Origin of the sequence: Pseudomonas sp. BJa3, assembly GCF_026343815.1 — a bacterium.
Taxonomy (GTDB): domain Bacteria; phylum Pseudomonadota; class Gammaproteobacteria; order Pseudomonadales; family Pseudomonadaceae; genus Aquipseudomonas; species Aquipseudomonas soli.
This window is the reverse complement of the sequence record NZ_JAOXMC010000022.1, coordinates 74,646-91,588: the sequence shown is the minus strand read 5'-3', so window position 1 is coordinate 91,588 and position 16,943 is coordinate 74,646. Positions and strand designations below refer to the sequence as shown.

At 56.2% G+C, this 16,943-nt stretch carries 12 protein-coding genes; 8 read left to right on the top strand and 4 right to left on the bottom strand.

The genetic code is table 11. The annotated features are described in order from the left end of the window. The first annotated feature begins 254 nt into the window (after positions 1 to 254). Positions 255 to 1,004 carry a class I SAM-dependent methyltransferase gene (locus tag OH705_RS23250; protein ID WP_267303075.1) on the top strand — a complete coding sequence of 250 codons (750 nt, stop codon included), beginning with the start codon at positions 255 to 257 and terminating at the stop codon, positions 1,002 to 1,004. 50 nt (positions 1,005 to 1,054) lie between these two features. Here the strand turns inward: OH705_RS23250 and OH705_RS23245 are convergent, their stop codons facing one another. Further along, complete coding sequence (locus OH705_RS23245; protein WP_267303074.1) at positions 1,055 to 1,651, bottom strand: NADPH-dependent FMN reductase; 597 nt, start codon at positions 1,649 to 1,651, stop codon at positions 1,055 to 1,057. Further along, on the bottom strand, positions 1,648 to 2,499 hold the full coding sequence (locus OH705_RS23240; RefSeq protein WP_267303073.1) for a sterol desaturase family protein: 852 nt from the start codon (positions 2,497 to 2,499) through the stop codon (positions 1,648 to 1,650). The genes OH705_RS23245 and OH705_RS23240 overlap by 4 nt, the downstream gene beginning before the upstream one ends. 68 nt (positions 2,500 to 2,567) lie before the next feature. On the opposite strand from OH705_RS23240, the gene OH705_RS23235 reads away from it, so the two are divergent. After that, positions 2,568 to 3,527: an AraC family transcriptional regulator ligand-binding domain-containing protein gene (locus OH705_RS23235; RefSeq protein WP_267303072.1), complete on the top strand. Its 960-nt coding sequence runs from the start codon at positions 2,568 to 2,570 to the stop codon at positions 3,525 to 3,527. Positions 3,528 to 3,553: 26 nt separating this feature from the next. On the opposite strand, the gene OH705_RS23230 is transcribed toward OH705_RS23235, so the two are convergent. Next, positions 3,554 to 5,029: a DUF726 domain-containing protein gene (locus tag OH705_RS23230; RefSeq protein ID WP_267303071.1), complete on the bottom strand. Its 1,476-nt coding sequence runs from the start codon at positions 5,027 to 5,029 to the stop codon at positions 3,554 to 3,556. A gap of 110 nt (positions 5,030 to 5,139) precedes the next feature. On the opposite strand from OH705_RS23230, the gene OH705_RS23225 reads away from it, so the two are divergent. Together OH705_RS23225 and OH705_RS23220 are read left to right on the top strand one after the other, a co-directional pair. Then, a complete protein-coding gene (locus OH705_RS23225; protein WP_267303070.1) occupies positions 5,140 to 6,093 on the top strand; it encodes a restriction endonuclease in 954 nt (317 codons plus the stop codon). Positions 6,094 to 6,402: 309 nt separating this feature from the next. Next, the gene (locus tag OH705_RS23220) at positions 6,403 to 6,642 is read left to right on the top strand and encodes a tyrosine-type recombinase/integrase (protein WP_267303069.1); all 240 of its coding nucleotides are present in this window, start codon (positions 6,403 to 6,405) and stop codon (positions 6,640 to 6,642) included. Between the two features lie 394 nt (positions 6,643 to 7,036). On the opposite strand, the gene OH705_RS23215 is transcribed toward OH705_RS23220, so the two are convergent. Next, positions 7,037 to 7,885 carry a hypothetical protein gene (locus OH705_RS23215; RefSeq protein WP_267303068.1) on the bottom strand — a complete coding sequence of 283 codons (849 nt, stop codon included), beginning with the start codon at positions 7,883 to 7,885 and terminating at the stop codon, positions 7,037 to 7,039. A gap of 504 nt (positions 7,886 to 8,389) precedes the next feature. Here OH705_RS23215 and OH705_RS23210 point away from each other — a divergent pair. From OH705_RS23210 to OH705_RS23195, 4 genes are all read left to right on the top strand, one after another. Then, the gene (locus OH705_RS23210; RefSeq protein ID WP_267303067.1) at positions 8,390 to 8,590 is read left to right on the top strand and encodes a helix-turn-helix transcriptional regulator; all 201 of its coding nucleotides are present in this window, start codon (positions 8,390 to 8,392) and stop codon (positions 8,588 to 8,590) included. Positions 8,591 to 8,907: 317 nt separating this feature from the next. Beyond that, positions 8,908 to 9,564: an inovirus Gp2 family protein gene (locus OH705_RS23205; RefSeq protein WP_267303066.1), complete on the top strand. Its 657-nt coding sequence runs from the start codon at positions 8,908 to 8,910 to the stop codon at positions 9,562 to 9,564. Positions 9,565 to 9,983: 419 nt separating this feature from the next. Then, positions 9,984 to 13,112, top strand: coding sequence for a DISARM system SNF2-like helicase DrmD (drmD, locus tag OH705_RS23200; protein WP_267303065.1), 3,129 nt, complete (start codon positions 9,984 to 9,986; stop codon positions 13,110 to 13,112). Beyond that, positions 13,109 to 16,933, top strand: coding sequence for an Eco57I restriction-modification methylase domain-containing protein (locus OH705_RS23195; protein WP_267303064.1), 3,825 nt, complete (start codon positions 13,109 to 13,111; stop codon positions 16,931 to 16,933). Before drmD ends, OH705_RS23195 begins: the two co-directional genes overlap by 4 nt. The last annotated feature ends 10 nt before the right edge of the window (positions 16,934 to 16,943 follow it).

Genomic DNA, 16,943 nt, shown 5'->3' with positions numbered 1-16,943 from the left:
CCATGTGAGAGTAGGTCATCGTCAAGATTCATTTCGCAAAACCCCTATCTGCGCGAGCAGGTAGGGGTTTTGTCTTTTCCGCGTCCCGAAAAGCAACGCCACCTCTGCTGTGGAATACACAGCGTGGGAGCGGGCTTGCCCCGCGATAGGGCTGGTCCAGGCAAACGGGTCTCACCGAGCAACCCAAAGCCCCAGGAAGCCGCACCCACACGATTTATACTGCCCCCCATACAAACGTTACCCTGGACGCTCAAATGAATTCCTTTGACGACCTGCTAGCCGAAGCCAGTGCTGCAGATGTAACCGGCTGGGGCTTCGACTGGCTGACAGGGCGCGCCTCCGAGCAGCGCCCACCTTGGGCCTACGCCCAGCTCCTTGCACAGCGTCTGGACGGCGTGCACGCTGCGCTGGATCTCGATACCGGCGGCGGGGAGGTGCTAGGCGAGGCTCCACGCTTCCCGCCCCTCATGTGCGCAACCGAAGCCTGGCCACCCAACGCCCGCAAGGCGCAAGAGCGCCTGGGGCCACGCGGCGTTGAGGTCATCGAGGTAACCCCCGGCACAGCGCTCCCATTCGCCGACGCCTCGTTCGAGCTGGTCACCTCGCGCCACCCGGTGAATCCCGACTGGCACGAGATCCATCGCGTCCTCCGACCTGGTGGACATTACTTCGCCCAGCACGTAGGCCCTGCCTCGGCTTTCGAGCTGATCGAGCATTTCCTGGGGCCGTTGCCACGTGAGCGGCAAATGCGCGAGCCACAGGACGAAGTGGCAGCAGCACAGGCAGCCAGGCTGACGGTGACAGACCTGCGGACAGCCTGTTGCCGCATGCTGTTCCATGATGTAGGCGCAGTCGTATGGATTCTTCGCAAATGCGTATGGTGGGTGCCGGACTTCTCTGTGGACAAGTACCGCACTGAATTGTTGGCCCTGGACAGCCAGATGCGCCAGGGCAAGCCTTTCATCGCGCATTCGACCCGTCATCTCATTGAAGCTAGGCGTTAAGCGGACGCAGGCCGAGGCAGCCGCTATCGTTCGATAGCGGCCATCAACCCTCACATCCCGTTGACGAACTCCGGCTCCTCCATTTCGACGCGCTCATTCATCCCCCTGAGCGCCCTGGCATATTCGCCCAGTACCTGAAGCGCCCAGTCGGTTCGGCGACGAATGCGCAGGTCTTGCGTGCTCACGCTTTCCGAGCCATTCATCACGTCCTCCACCTGGCGCACGATCAACTGTTCGGGGAGGTAGCAGATGCGGCAATTTTTGTAGCTGGACGCCCGCAATTCAGACAGCGGGTAGCTCCCGCCCTGCCCAGAGGACACCCCGACCAGCAGTGCCGGCTTGTGCCCCAACTCGCGGTAGCCGGCGTAGACGAACAGGTTCTTCAGTGCCGGGCAGGCCATGCCGTGCCATTCCGGGGTCAGTACCACCAGTGCATCGGCTTCACGCAGCAGGGCTGCATATTCGGGCCAGAGTCCGTGTTCATCCTTGGCCGGCCACAGTGGCAGTGGCGCTAGCCCTAGATCGATCACCCTCAGCAACTCACTGAGTTGCAATTCCTGCAGGCGTTGGGCGAGAAAGGCCGCCACCTTCGCCGACTGGCTGTCCGGCCGGCTCGAGCCGGCCACGAGTACGATATTCAGGCTCATTTGGCCAGCTCCTGGTCCGATTCAGTTGGCATGTTGGTCGACTTGCCACGCATCAGCGGCCAGAACAGCTCCTCCTGCCAACTGACCGGGCGCATGCCTTCGATACCGTAATGCCGCGGGCGGCGGCGAGTGATCTTTGCCGTGCCGAATAGCACGTCCCAGAAGAACAGCAGGTTGCCGAAGTTGCCCTTGTAATGCGTCACCCCGTCATCGGCGCACAGGCCGTGATGCGCCGAGTGGGTCGCGGGGGTGGAAATGGTCCGTTCCAGTAGCCACATCAAGGGCCGCAATGCGCGTATGCGGTAGAGCTTGTCATCCCAGGGTACGCTGCTGTGGGCGCCGAAGATGACCAGCATCTTGACGATCAGGTAGCCGAAGTACACATGCGCCAACCCCAGGTAGATCAGGGCCCCGCTGAACCACAGGCCGGGCATCAGCAGGTAATAGAAACTGTTGTTGCGATAGACGATGCGGATGCTCATGTAAGGCGCTGAATGGTGTGCACGGTGCAGCGAGTAGAGCAGGGGCACCTTGTGGCTGAGGCGATGCCACCAGTACTGGGTCATGTCGTCCAGCACCAGGAACAGGACAAGCCCAAGCGCCCAGTGCAGGCCGGCGAGGCTGCCCTTCAGTTGCGGCGCGAAGTGTTCCAGCAGGCTGTTGCTGAGGAACGTGACCAGCGGCAGGGTGACCGTCATCAGCAGGGCACTGCCGACGATCTCGATGATAGCGTCCCGGCGTTTGCCGCGGGGCTGAAGGAAGCAGGCGCAGGTGATTTCGAGGAGGATGAAGCCGATCAGGATGGCGAGAATAATCGGTATCGGGCTGTTTGTTATTGTTGTGCTCATGGCATTCTCCGGTGGGCGCCGATCAAGGCGGTGCCCACCCATAAGAATTCATGATCCGGTCAGACGATATGCGCGAAACGGACAGAATCACCCGAGAACCGGCCAACCCATCGCCCGAGCGATTCCACCGCGGCCCGCTCGGGCGGGTCCTGGAGCGCTACCTTGACACGCATTCGCTGAAGGCGCGCAGCAACTACAGCATGCTTGCGCTGGAGCAGCTTTGGGCCAAGGCGGCCAGCCATGATCCGGCAATCGGCTTGCACCTGTTCTCGCATTTCAGCCGCCAGGACTGGCATGTGCTGGCCCAGGGCTGCCTGTATAGCGCCACGCTGGCCGAGGCCATCCGCTTTTGGGCGCGCTATGCACGGCTGGCATCGGACATGGATACCCTGGTGCTGGTCGAGGAGAGGGATTGCCTCGGGGTGGAATTGCGTATCGATGCTCCAGCCAGCCTGGTGCGTTATATGGTCGAGCACTACAGCGTGATGTCCCTCAGCGTAATGGGCGTGGGGATGGGTGCGGCTGTCGTGCCGCAGCGGGCGTGCTTCGCTCACCGTCTGCCAGCGTACTACCCGGAGTACCACGAGTGGTTTGGTGAAAATATCCAGTTCGACTGCGGGTACAACCGCTTGTACTTCAATCGTACTCAGCTGGACATACCATTGCTGACCCAGCATACCGGGATGATGGATGTGGTGAGCCAAGAGCTGGAGCGCCGACTGGCGCAGCAGTCCCAACTCAGTGGCTGGTCGGCCCGGGTAGCCCAGGGCATTCGCCAAGGCCTCATCACGGGCCGATCGCTCACCCTGGAGGCTCAGGCGCAGGACCTTCACCAGAGTGCACGTACCTTGCGTCGGCGGCTGGAGGATGAGGGGACCAGTTTTCGTGTGCTGCTCGATCGGGTGCGTGCGGAGCTTGAGCAGTACCTGGAGATGCAGGGGGATAGCCGAGCGCAGATTGCTGCACAGCTTGGCTACAGTGACCTGGCGGCTTATGTCCATGCGCGTAAACGCTGGCGATCACTGTAGCCCCACAGAAATATCTGGCGATGGCGTCAGAGCAAGCCTTCGTTGTTCAGCTTCAGGCGCGCATGGAACAGGATCGCGACGGCGGGTATCAGTGCCGAATAGCCCGGTTTCACCGCGCTCTTCAGATTGGTCACCGCGGCCTTGATACGCTCGGTCGGGATCAGGTCGCTTAGCGCTGACAGCGCCGAGGCCGAAGCGAGCGCGATTTCCGTGCTACCGCTCGGCAAGGTCGAATCGCCTTTGCGATACGCAGGCGCAGGTGCCTCGGGCGTCGAGAAGTAAGAGGTCACGGTAAGGCTCGCAGCCAGGGCGTCGACCTGTTCGAAGTAGCCTTGCTCGGTCATCGCCTCCAGGTGCTGGAAGATATCCTGCCGCGAGGCGAGCAGATGCTTTTCGCCGAATGCAGAGTGGAAGCACTTGCTGATCAGCAGCGCCTCCATTTCCACCACCTGGGCACAGTCGTGCAGCTCGTTCACCAGGCCATAGTGCTGCGCCAGCATGAGCAGGATCTGCACGTACTTGAGGCCCCGGCCCCGTGCCAGGTTGACCAGGCAGTGCCCACCCAGCAGTTGAAGTTCCTGGGTCAACGGGTACAGCGCGGGCTCGGCTTCCAGCTTCGTCCAGCTGCTGCTGCGCAGGTGCTTGGCGACTTGACCGCGAATACGGTCGCTGGTCAGTTCGAGCAGGTCGTAGAGCAGGTGGTCGGTGACGACGGGGTCGGGGTCCTTGATGACCGGCTCAGGCTGATTCGAACGCGGCAGGCCGCCGGTGTAGCCGTGGAAGCGCGATTTGCGCAGTACCTTCTCCAGGTTCTCCCAGTAGTCGGTATGCCCGAAAGACTTCATGTGCACGTTCATGACGTCTTCGAAGTTGTCGATGGGCCGGCGGCCAATGCTGTCTTCCCCGAGATTCAACTGCAGGATGCGATCATCCTCGGAGTAGGCGTTGTACAGCTTGCACTTGGTGCGTTGCCGGATGGCTTGCGCCTGCTCCGCGGACAGCTCGGCCGCCGCCGCCATCAACAGCACCTCGCCCACTTCCAGGCCTTCGTAGTCAGGCTTGTCCAGCAAGTCGAGCAAGGCACCGACCACGACCCTGCCGCCAAGCGAATGCCCGACCAGATTGACCTTCGACACGTACGGGTGATGCTTGATCAGATAGCGCTCCAGTTGCCCGAGCAGCTGTTTGCCCATATCGGTGGCGCGGTTGCGGCTCGAGTTGAAGTGCATGGCGCGGTCGATCGCCGCGGCTCCGGCGCCGGCCAACGCGTTGATCCGGGTGAGCGCGGCCACGCCACTGCTGGAGGCACTGTCGAACTGCGCCCAGTGGCCGGAGGGCCAGAAGGCGAAGATGTTGATGCAATTGTGCAGGGACGTTGGAATGTACTTGCGCAGTTTGCAGCGGTTTTCCATGTCGTGGCCGGCCGAATAGCCGTGGATGAAGACGTTCGCGACCTCGCCGGAGCGGTGGGGGAGGGTGAGGAATTTGAAGTTGTGGTCCACGCGGTTGGCTTGCCTGAGGTGGAGGGGGGAGGGATGATGGCATTTGGCCTCGGTACTGTAAGTGGCTGTACTTAGTGTGTTTTCGATAGGTCCGTTTGCCTTGGTGGCGATTGAAGTTCACCCTGCACGGTGAACGCGAACAAGGAGTCAATGTGTCGATCCCGGATTTTCAAAGTGTGATGCGTCCAGTACTGTCTGTCGTCGAGGACGGTACGCCGCTGGCGCTCAGTGAGTTGCGTGAGCGTATTGCAGAGCAGTTCCAGCTGACAGAGGACGAGCGCAAGGAGCGCCTGCCATCAGGCAACCAAACGGTGATCAACAACCGAGTGGGCTGGGCGCGCACCTACTTGAACAAGGCTGGGCTGTTGACCATTCCGGCCAAGGGCATGGTCCAGATTACCGTTCGCGGCCGTGAGGCCTTGATCAGCGGCCCGGCGCGCATCACCGTGCGCTGGCTGAAGCAATTTCCCGAGTTTGCCGATTTCCACACCGCCAGACCGCAAGTGGTGAGTGCCCCCGCAACTCCGGACCTGGACGAGGGAGACACGACACCGGACGAGCAATTGAACATTGCCCATCAGGCGCTGCTGCAATCGCTCGAGGAAGAGTTGTTGGCGCAGGTGAGGGCGGCAAGTCCAAGCTTTTTCGAGCAACTGGTAGTCGACCTGATGTTGGCCATGGGATATGGCGGCTCGCGCAAGGAAGCCGGCAAAGCCACCCAGGCCACCAACGATGACGGGATCGACGGCATCATCAAGGAGGACAAGCTCGGCCTGGATGTGATCTACCTGCAAGCCAAGCGTTGGAGCAATACAGTGCACCGGCCGGAGATCGACAAGTTCATCGGCGCGTTGACCCGACAGCGGGCGCGCAAGGGGGTGTTCATCACCACCTCTGAGTTTTCGGTGGGGGCGCGGGAGGCGGCGTTGGGGCTGGATATCAAGGTGGTGCTGATCGATGGGGGTGAGCTGGCCAGGTTGATGGTTGAGAATAATCTGGGGGTGAGTGTTAAGCAGGTGTATGAGGTTAAGCAGGTGGATAGTGATTATTTTGCGGGGGAGTGAGGGGGCGGTGGTATGGTTTGGAGTGCCGGGGTAATCTGAACTGGTTCCGTAACGTGTTGATTTTAAAATACTATATCGGTTTATTTTTTTATTGGAATGCCATTTGGAATGCCGATAGGATCTGCTTGGTACCTTGGGGCGTCTTGATGGGGGGCTGTTGCTATACCGTTCCTTTACCACTTACCTGGAGATCGGGCTGGCTGATGCGCGCAATGAGCGGGAAAATGCCAGGCCACTGATTCTCCAGGGTGTCCATCCGTCACACAACAGACAGGCCGAACGGCCGGCTACAGGATTGCGGTGATCGCGATGCCTCTGATGCTGCTCACCTTTGTTCGCAACGTAGAGCTCCGCAAGACGGAATGGAGCGAATTCGATCTGGATCGGGCCGAATGGCGAATTCCGGCTGAGCGTATGAAGGTGCGAGAGCCGCACATCGTCCCGCTGTCCAAGCAAGTGGCCAAGTTGCTGCGTGAGCTGAGCACCCATACAGGGAGGGGGCGTTGGCTGCTTTCTCCGAAACCATCGCAAGCTAAGCCGGGTACTTGAGCACATGGGCTCCAATGGTAAGGACAGCATAGGCTTTTCAGCCAATGGTTTTCGTGCGACAGCTTGGACCATGCTGAGCAAAATGGGATATCGCGCAGACTCATCGAGCATCAGTTGGCGCATGCCGAGAGAAACAAAGTTCTTGCAAACTACAATTAGGCTGAATATAGGGAAGAACGACGCCAGATAGTGCAGGCATGGGCTTATGAAATTGATGATCAAGTATTGGCGAAGGGAGGCTATTGATCTGTTCTTAGTTTATCTGGTAGGGCTCGTGAGTTTATTGCTCTCGCGAGGCTGTTCAGTGAGCTTCTGACAGCCTTGCTAGGAATTAGGATGTTTCGGTGGGGCATTTTGGACGGGGCATGAATGAATCATGCTGCCTGCGCAATGTTTAGTTGTCGACCAGTTGTTTTAGTCTTTCTTGGATGTAAATTCCTTTCTCTTCCTTCATTTTTAGCAGTATGTCTAGGACTTGAGTTCGCTTCAGGTCATGTTTGTCGGCAAGCTTGTCAAGGCGCTTGATGGACTTGTCGGATAGGATAAAATTGTACTGCTTTTTTCCAGTCATTTTGGCGCGATATGTATTTTGGCTCCATCGTTTTTTGATGGAGTTTATGAGCAGTATTTTTTCTGGTGTAGTAATAAGTTGGGGGTCAAGTAGAGTGATTAAGTCATCTATTTCTTGAGGTTGGCTTTGATGAAAGGCTAGGAATGAGTATTTGTCTTTGGTTATTTCCCATGCAGTTTTCAGCTTTTCCTTCTCGTCTGGGCCGTTGAACCATTTAAATAAGTGGTCTGACTCTGTGTGGGTTTCCCATTCGGATCTTATTTGATTGACGATTGCTGATTTTTGAATTTTGTCTATTTGCCATGTATCAATCGCTGCAATGGTTAGCTCTCTGCCGGTTAGGTTGTCGGGGCCGCCTGTGTAGTTGGTTTCGCTTATTTCGGCCAGCTTTTTGATTAGGAAGGCGTTCTGTCTTTTGTTGTTTGTTATCCACTGAAGGCTCTGCTCGGGTAAGAGGTCGGCTCTATTTTGGTTTTCGATTGTTTGTGTTAGTCCTGGCTGGTTAATGATGGCTTCCGCCATTAGATTGCGCATGTCTGAACTTCTGAATTCACCTAGGAATATATCTGGGCGATTGTACTTTATAATAAACCATAGCCAGGTTGCGAATCGGCTATCTGCATTAAGGCTGTTAAATGTCTTTTGAAGTTTGTCGTTGTGGCGGACTGACATGTCTGTGGTTCTACCTGATAGATGGTGGAGGATCTGCATTAATCTCTAGTAGATCCATAGATGAAAAACAGTGGATCCATAGCTGTTTTTTAGCGTAATCCTAGAGCTTTCCTAGAATGTAAAAATGGCTCTGGTGTCAGCATACATGGGGCTTTCATGAGGTAAAGCTCGCAGTGAGAGGTGTGTCTATCTCCCAATCTATTGCAAGGCTATCGGCGCCGTCTTCTGCAAGTGGAGTGGGCTGTGGGCGGTGTTGGTGTGAAGGGCTAGCGGGGGAAGGAAACGCCCACAATGAGGCGCGTGAGAGTCGAGTGCTCGGACGTTAATTTGGTTACACAATTTCCTTTGTTTAGGTGAGGTTGTACGTCGTTATTTATGCTGTGAGTGCATGTTCGGGGCTGTGGGTGCAGGGATAAAAGTTCCGCCTGTTTTGTTGAGTGGACTGATCGCCAAGTAATGGATTACGTGGAAGGTAGATCTGATGAGTAAATTTAGGAGCTCATCATGAAAGTAATTCGGCTGCAGCAGGTAATGGAAATGACAGGGCTTGGGCGATCGACGGTTTACAAATATGTTTCCGGTAACTTGTTCCCGAAGCCGATTCCCTTAGGCGGGCGGAGTGTTGGGTGGTTGGAAAGTGAGGTTAAGGAGTGGATCTTGGATCGAATTGAGGAACGCGACATGCAAGGGGCTGTTTCGGTTTGACCTTAAAGTTTTTACAGCGTTAAGTGGGCTATAGCCAGCGACCCTGGCTATGGCAATTTTTTCCCAGAGTTTATTTTTGACGTATTGCATGGTTGTTATTGGATGTCTTCCTGATGATTCTGGGTATTTTGCTTGTTGGGTCTTTCGGTATTGGTAGTATGCTTTATCGCTTGTATGTCAAGCGTCATTAGGTGTGGGTGTGTATTTATGATTAATATCAGGCATCCACAGATGCCTGGATGATGTGCATTGATGGCGCGTTGTAAAAAAGTACTCATCGCTAGAAGTATATGAAACTAGCACTGGAGTGTTTGGAAATGCAACGTCATCCTCAAAACCAAAATCTGGTTATTCATGATGCAAGCAGCTATTTTGGAATGCCTATTCAGGTCGATAAAGGGCCTTTTGTTCAGCAGTATCTGGAAAGACTCCGCAGCACTACGGAGCGGGCTGTTCAGCAGTATTCTCGTGTGTTCGCATTTAGAGTTGATCTAAGGTTCCCTGCAGGCGTTGATCTGCCTGAAAGCCATTACACGAATCAGGTAATTGACCGATTTGTTGAGTCGTTTAAAGCCAAGGTACGGCACAATCGTCGAATGGCACGCATGGAGAACAAGAGTGCGCATGACAGTAATGTGCGGTGCGTCTGGGCCAGGGAGGTGGGGCAGCATGGAAAACCTCACTATCACATGGCGTTCCTACTGAACTTCGATGCCTTCAATGCCCTTGGCAAATTCGAGGCCGGACGAGACAACATGTTCAACCGTCTTGAGGGAGCATGGGCCAGTGCCCTGCGGATGCCAGTTGAAACGGTCAAGGGGCTGGTCGAGATACCGACCAATCCAACCTATTGTCTGCGTCGTAATGACCCGCAGAGCCAGGCTGACTTTTTCTACAGGGCCAGCTATCTCTGCAAGGCAGCCACCAAGGTTTATGGGGATGGCCAGCATGGCTTCGGTGCGAGCCGGCTCTGACAGGCCTTTGCAATGTCTGCGTGCTGCCCCTCCAGCAGAGTGGTTATAAAAAAATGGAACGGTCAGCGGTATGGTCGCCATCAGCTCAGTGAGCGTGGAAATGCATCAGAGTAGGCCGGTTGAGCGAGATAAATGAAGGCCTCGGTCAGTTACCCAAACGGCAGAAAGCGTGGAGGACGGCTTTACCCACGCTGTCCCAATGGATAAGGTGATGCATGTCGCATCATGGCAGGCCGTAGTATCCCAGGGATGACAAATCTACAGCGTTCTCTGCGAGCACGAATGCCGCTGTTCCAGTCCTGGATTCGCACCTGTACTCAATTGAATTTAGTGCTTCGCGCTCTTGAAAGCGCGCAACGCACATGGTGTCGCTCATCCGTAATCATCGATTTGATGATTACGGTGTTAAGGAGATAAAAATGACTGCGTCGGTGGACAACAGCAGTTACCGTAGTATTCCAGAGCCAGGTCAACTCGTCGAAGTTAGATGTCGGCAATGGGTAGTGGCCAACGCCGATGCCTCCAAACTAGGCAGCGTGCCCCAGCATGCAGTTACGCTCGCTTCCATTGATGAGGATGGCCTTGGCGAGGAGCTTGAGGTTATTTGGGAGATTGAGCCCGGCGCGCAGATCATTGAGCGTGCAGGCCTCCCCTCAATTACCGGTCAGGATGATTCCGACATACTTGACGCGTTCCTTGACGCAGTGCGTTGGGGGGCTGCGACCAATGCCGACCGAGGCTTCCTTCAAGCGCCATTCCGCAGCGGCGTCAGCATCGAGGACTTCCAGCTAGACCCGCTGGTACGTGCCATCGACATGGCCCGCGTCAATCTGCTCATCGCTGACGACGTCGGCTTGGGCAAGACAATTGAGGCCGGTCTCGTCATCCAGGAGATGTTGCTGCGGCACCGTGCCCGTACCGTCCTGATCGTCTGCCCTGCTTCTCTTCAGGAGAAGTGGCGCGTCGAGATGCTGGAAAAATTCGGCCTCGAATTCCGAGTCGTCGATACAGGCTACATCAAGCAGTTGCGTCGAGAACGTGGCATCCACGCCAATCCGTGGACTTCGCATCCTCGCTTGATCGCCTCCATGGACTGGGTCAAGAGCGGCGAAGGACTACGCGCCATGCGTGATGTTCTGCCAGCGCACACCAGCTATCCACGGAAGTTCGACATGCTGGTTGTCGACGAAGCACACAACATCGCACCCGCTGCCGGAGCGAACTACGCGCTGGAGAGCCAGCGCACGCGCTTCATTCGTTCCATCAGTCCGCACTTCCAGCATCGCCTGTTTTTGACCGCTACACCGCACAACGGCTACACCGAGTCCTTCACATCGTTGCTAGAATTGCTCGACGACCAACGCTTCGCCAGAAACATTCTGCCTGATGAAAAACAGTTGAGTCAGGTGATGATCCGCCGCCTCAAGAGCGATCTGGTCGATGCGGAAGGCAAGCCGCTCTATGCGCAGCGCAAGCTGCAAACGCTACTGGTCTTGTACTCTCCGCAGGAACGGGCCATTCACCAGAAGTTGAATGACTACTGCGCCAGCAGGGAACATGACGCAGAGAAAGCAGGCAACGCATTCGGCACATCGTTCGTTAACCAGCTACTCAAGAAACGGCTCTTTTCTTCTCCCGCCGCCTTCGCGTCCACCCTCGAGAAGCATGTTGCTAGTCTGTCCGCTGGCCATCAGCGCAAAGACAAAGACACGATGGCCGACCGCATCTTGCGCAAAGCCATCCTGCGGGTCGATGAAGACTACGCCAATGACCAGGAGGTCGAAAACGCCCAATCCGAGGCCGTCGAAGAGGCCTCACGATGTGCGCAACCACTGACGGCAGACCAGCAACAAACGCTGAAGGAGCTGCGATCGTGGGCACAGACAGCCAAGAACCAGGTCGACGCTAAAGCCAAAGCTATCCTCGACTGGCTCACGGTCAACCTCAAAACCGACGGTCAATGGAATGAGCGCCGGGTCATCTTGTTCACCGAATACCGAACCACCCATCAGTGGATGCACGAGATCCTTGCCAGCCACGGTGTTGGCGGTGATCGACTGGCCGTCCTTCATGGCGGCATGGCGCAAGACGAACGTGAGAAAGTCAAAGCAGCCTTCCAGACCTCGCCCAAGGATTCAGCGGTTCGCATCCTGCTGGCCACCGATGCGGCGTCTGAAGGTATCGACTTGCAGAACCACTGTAATTGCCTCATCCATCTGGAGATCCCTTACAACCCCAATGTAATGGAGCAGCGTAATGGTCGTATCGACCGGCACGGTCAGCGGCAGAAGGAAGTTTTGATCTGGCACCCCGTCGATGGCGGCGAACAAGACAAAGCCACCATTGGTGGCCATGGCGAGAATATCATCCGGGCGCTGCGCAAACTCGAATCCATGCGGGCGGACATGGGTAGCGTCAACCCCGTCATCGCGCCGCAGATGTCAGGGCTGATCGAAGGCTCGCTCAAAGATCTCGACACTCGCTTGGCTGAAGCCAAGATTGCTAAGGCCACACGCTTCGTGCGCGCCGAGCGCGAACTGAAAGACCGTGTCGCCAAGCTGCACGAACGGCTCCTGACCACGCAGCAGGATTTTCACCTCACGCCAGAGCACATCCTCATGGCAGTCAAGACAGGACTTGAATTGGACGGCCGGTCGCCGCTCGAACCCTTTGCCTTGGCTGACGCCCCGGCGGGCACCGTATTCAAGATGCCCGCACTTTCTGGCTCGTGGGCACGTTGCCTTGAAGGCTTGCGTCACCCCCACACACTGCAAATTCGACCCATCACCTTCGATCACGGCGTCGCCACTGGGCGTGATGATGTGGTGTTGGTTCACCTGAATCACCGACTGGTGCAGATGTGTCTGCGCTTGTTGCGAGCCGAGGTTTGGAAACAAGGCGATGTGAAGAAGCTGCATCGCGTCACGGTTCGTTCGGTGCCGGACGCACTGATTGATGGCCCTGCCGTGGCCGTTATCTCACGGCTGGTCGTCACTGGCGGCAATCATCATCGCCTTCACGAAGAGCTGACCGTGGCCGGTGGCTATCTGGGGGATAAAAATTTCCGCCGTGAAGAGGGTGTCACCAAGGTCCAGCAATGGCTGGACCAGGCCAAGCCTCTGACAGCTGCTGACTCTCTGTTCGATGCAATCCGCGTGCGTTTTGACCAAGCGCAGAACGCCATCCTGCAGTCGGTCGACGCTCGCTCGAAAGACCGGCTCAAGTTCCTGACTAATACCTTGCAATTACGCAAGCAGCAGGAAGTGGCCGACATTGGCACCGTGCTCAATGAACTGGAAAAAGCCATCCAGCTTGAACTGAAAAAAGATCAGCAACCGGCACAGCTCTCATTGTTCTCGGAGGATGAGCGAACACAGCTCAGGCGAGACACCGCAGCACTGGAAGCGCGTCTTGCCCGCATTCCAGCCGAGCGCCAGCAGGAGGCCGAGGCCATCGAAACCCGTTACGCTAAACTGAACGACCGTACCTTCCCGGTCGCCGTCATCTTTCTGGTACCTGAATCGGCTGCTCAGGGAGGTGCCGCATGAGTACGATCAGCGTGCATGATGATTGGCTATCGCTGATCGAGATCTCTGGTCCTTTCCTCGCTGTTCCCGTTCTGAAGGAAGCTTTTCCGCAAGGGCTGGAAGAACTCGATGGGGTCAAGCGCAAACGTCTGCGCCAAGCCTATGAGGAATGGCGTGAAGCGCTGGAACTGGAAGATGCGCAGTTTGCTGAGTTGCACGCGGCATGGATCGACGAAGTGCTGTCGCGTGGTCTCGAACTTGATGAAGACCGCAAAGGCGATGTACTCAAGCCTGCCGACTGGTGCGCCGTCAACCTTCAAGCCAGCTTGCCCGAACATGGCGTAACGCTGTCGCCGGATCTTGTGGTGATTGATGAGCAACGCGTCAACAAGCCGCTACTGCTAATCCAGACCTATGCGCAGGATGTCGATCTTGATGCCAGCCTGAAGCGCGACGGTTGGGCCGCGACACCCGCCGATCGCATGGTGCAATTGTGCCGCTCACTGGGTTGCCGCCTCGGGCTGGTGACCAACGGCGAGCGCTGGATGCTGGTCGATGCCCCGGTCGGCGCCGTTAGCACCTTTGCCAGTTGGTATGCCCGCATCTGGAGCCAGGAACCCATCACCTTGCAGGCATTCGTGCATCTGCTCGGCATTCGCCGTTTCTTCGTCGATGAATCCGAACAACTGCCTGCACTGTTTGATCGTTCCCTGAAGTTCCAGGACGAGGTCACCGATGCCCTCGGTGAACAAGTACGCCGCGCTGTCGAGGTGTTGATTCAGACACTCGACAAGGCAGACCAGGATCGCAATCGAGAGCTCCTGCGTGACGTCAAGGAGCCCGAGCTGTATGAGGCGGCGCTGACGGTGATGATGCGCTTGGTGTTCCTGCTGTCTGCCGAAGAGCGTGGCCTGCTTTTGATGGGCGAAGAACGCTATGAAGCCAACTACGCGCTCTCCACCTTGCGCATGCAGTTGCGCAAAGAGTCCGAAGAGATCCTTGAGCGCCGGTGGGATGCGTGGTCACGCTTGCTGGCGATCTTCCGCGCGGTTTTCGGCGGCATCAAGCACGAGAATCTGCGCCTCCCGGCGCTGGGTGGTTCGTTGTTTGACCCAGACCGTTTCCCCTTCCTCGAAGGTCGGGCTAAAGGCTCGAACTGGCGTACCGATGCCGCGAAGCCGCTGCCCATCGACAACCGCACGGTGCTGCTTTTGCTAGAGGCGATCCAGCAACTCCAGGGGCGCACGCTGTCCTATCGCGCGCTGGATGTAGAACAGATCGGCTACGTGTATGAAGGTCTGCTCGAACGTACCGTCAAGCGCACCGATGCGGTCACTCTGGAACTGGATGCCACCAAGAGTGCCAAGACTCCGTGGGTCAAACTGGCCGAGCTGGATTCGGCTCGCTTGGATGGTGCCGCACGATTGGCTGAGTTGCTGCAAGAACGCTCCGGCAGTTCCGCCAGCCGGGTGCGCAATGTTCTGGCCAAACCCGTCGACGATGCCTTGGCCGATCGACTGCTGACTGCATGTCAAGGTGATACCAAACTCCGCGATCGCGTCAAGCCTTATGCCCATCTGCTGCGCACCGACCCATGGGGCTATCCGCTGGTCTATCCTGCTGGTGCTTTCATTGTCACCATTGGTTCCGACCGGCGCGAAACCGGCACTCACTACACACCGAAATCGCTGACCGAAGCGATCGTTGCTGAAACCCTTACGCCGGTGGCCTATGTTGGCCCGGCAGAGGGAACACCGCGTGATCGCTGGGCACTGAAATCCCCTGCCGAACTACTCGACCTCAAGATCTGCGACCCCGCCATGGGCTCGGGGGCCTTCCTTGTGCAGGCCTGCCGTTGGCTGTCCGATCGCCTCGTTGAGGCTTGGTCACTGGTCGAGGCAACAGGCAAAACTGTGAGCGTCGATGGTGAGGTTCTGGATGCCGGATTGGCTAGGGAACCTCTGCCCCGCGACAGCGAAGCCCGCACGGTGATCGCGCGCCGTCTCATCGCCGAGCGTTGCCTGTACGGAGTCGATTTGAACCCGCTGGCAGTCGAACTCGCCAAGCTCTCTATCTGGCTGGTGACACTGGCCAAGGGGCGTCCCTTCGGCTTCCTCGATCACAACCTACGTTGTGGCGACAGCCTGCTCGGCATTCATAGGCTGGATCAGCTTATCGAACTCTCCATCGTGGCGACGGGGAAAGGTCAACAGCGCTTGTTCGGGCAGAGCATTGAGCGTGCCGTACAAGGAGCGATCAAGTTGCGGCAGCAACTACGTGCCATGCCGATTCGTGACATTCATGATATCGAGGCCATGGCTGGACTGGATGCGGATGCGCGTCGAGCGCTGGAGGTCCCCGAGCGAATTGCGGACGCACTCATCTGTGATTTATTAGCATCTGGCGGTAATGCAGCAGTCTTCGAAACTTCAGTTGCATCATTGGCAGTCCAGGTGGGTCTGGCTATTGATGGTGACGTAGATGCGATCAAGGATTTAACTAAGCGCTCAATATTCGCTTTGTCTGCAGATTTGCCAGCAAGCAAAGAAGCTCGTAGGCCTTTTCACTGGCCTCTGGAATTTCCAGAAGTCTTTGCAGTGGGGAGAGCAGGATTCTCTGCCATTGTAGGAAATCCTCCTTGGGGAAGTGCCACTGACCCCATTCAAAAACAATGGATGGGCATGGGTTACGAAACCATTGGTGACTATGAGTTTGCGATTGCTTTTTCAGAACAAGCAACCCGGCTAGTTTGTCGCGATGGAGTTGTTGGCCTTGTCCTGCCTAACACAGTTCTTTTGAACGAGTCAGCTCGTCAAATCAGAAGACGGCTCACGCTCTCCTCGTGGCTGCTATGGATCGCAGATCTCACGGATCATCAAATTTTTAGAGGTGCGTCCGTTCGCTGCTGCGTAATTATTTTTAAGAATGCCATTTCCGCGAAGCATACAACACAATTTTCGCGAGCGCCGGGCTTCCATCTTTGCCAATCGAACCCAATTCAACAGGATGCATTTGCATCGCGCGCGCATTGGGCGAATCTTGATGCGAGTGAAGTTTTAATTCCGCTCGGTGCATTGAGAATTGAGGATCTATTTTTTGTCAAGCAAGGCTACAAGCCATATGACAAGCACGCGCTTCTGAAGCGCATGAGTGAGGAAGAAGCAAAGCGTATCGTGGAAGAGAAGCCGTGGCACGCTGATAGTCAGAAAGACAATTCTTATGTGCCGGAACTACGAGGTAGAGATGTTGTACCGTATGCCGTATCATGGAGTGGCCTTTGGGCTAGTTATGGGCCATGGGTATCAAACTACTTAGCCCCTGAGTGGTTCTCAAATGAACGCGTTCTGGTTCGTGAAATTGTAGGGAAACCACCAAGGTTGATAATTGCTTCGCGGTACTCTGATTTTGCCATTCACAACCCTAGTATTATTTGCATAAAGCCAAAATCGAAGGAAAGTGAGCGCCTTCTTGCATTTCTTGAACTCTACTTGAATAGTGATCTTGCTACGGCGTTTATATCCCAGATCTCATCAAAGGCAGCAAAAGGAATGTTTCCAAAGGTTCTGGTTAAGGAGCTAAAGGAGCTCCCATTTCCGCCGCCGCAAATGATTGACAACCTAATCCTTTCTGAGTCATTAGCTATACATGCGCAGATTCAATCCGGATCAGATTTGGATTTGGTTGATGAGTTCATTGAAAAGGTATTTGGATTGATTTCAGCAGAGGTCGATTTGACTGAAAAGACCACCACTTCGATTTCAGTGCCGACTAAACGAGGGCGTCGGTCAAGAGTTTCTTCATCCGAATCTATGGCTGATTTGTTTGGTGGGAAAAGTGAATGACCGTACTCTC

Coding starts and splice junctions, on each gene's coding strand:
- OH705_RS23250 (WP_267303075.1), top strand. CDS start 255: ATGAATTCCTTTGACGACCTGCTAGCCGAAGCCAGTGCTGCAGATGTA.
- OH705_RS23245 (WP_267303074.1), bottom strand. CDS start 1,651: ATGAGCCTGAATATCGTACTCGTGGCCGGCTCGAGCCGGCCGGACAGC.
- OH705_RS23240 (WP_267303073.1), bottom strand. CDS start 2,499: ATGAGCACAACAATAACAAACAGCCCGATACCGATTATTCTCGCCATC.
- OH705_RS23235 (WP_267303072.1), top strand. CDS start 2,568: ATGCGCGAAACGGACAGAATCACCCGAGAACCGGCCAACCCATCGCCC.
- OH705_RS23220 (WP_267303069.1), top strand. CDS start 6,403: ATGCCTCTGATGCTGCTCACCTTTGTTCGCAACGTAGAGCTCCGCAAG.
- OH705_RS23215 (WP_267303068.1), bottom strand. CDS start 7,885: ATGTCAGTCCGCCACAACGACAAACTTCAAAAGACATTTAACAGCCTT.
- OH705_RS23210 (WP_267303067.1), top strand. CDS start 8,390: ATGAAAGTAATTCGGCTGCAGCAGGTAATGGAAATGACAGGGCTTGGG.
- OH705_RS23205 (WP_267303066.1), top strand. CDS start 8,908: ATGCAACGTCATCCTCAAAACCAAAATCTGGTTATTCATGATGCAAGC.
- drmD (WP_267303065.1), top strand. CDS start 9,984: ATGACTGCGTCGGTGGACAACAGCAGTTACCGTAGTATTCCAGAGCCA.
- OH705_RS23195 (WP_267303064.1), top strand. CDS start 13,109: ATGAGTACGATCAGCGTGCATGATGATTGGCTATCGCTGATCGAGATC.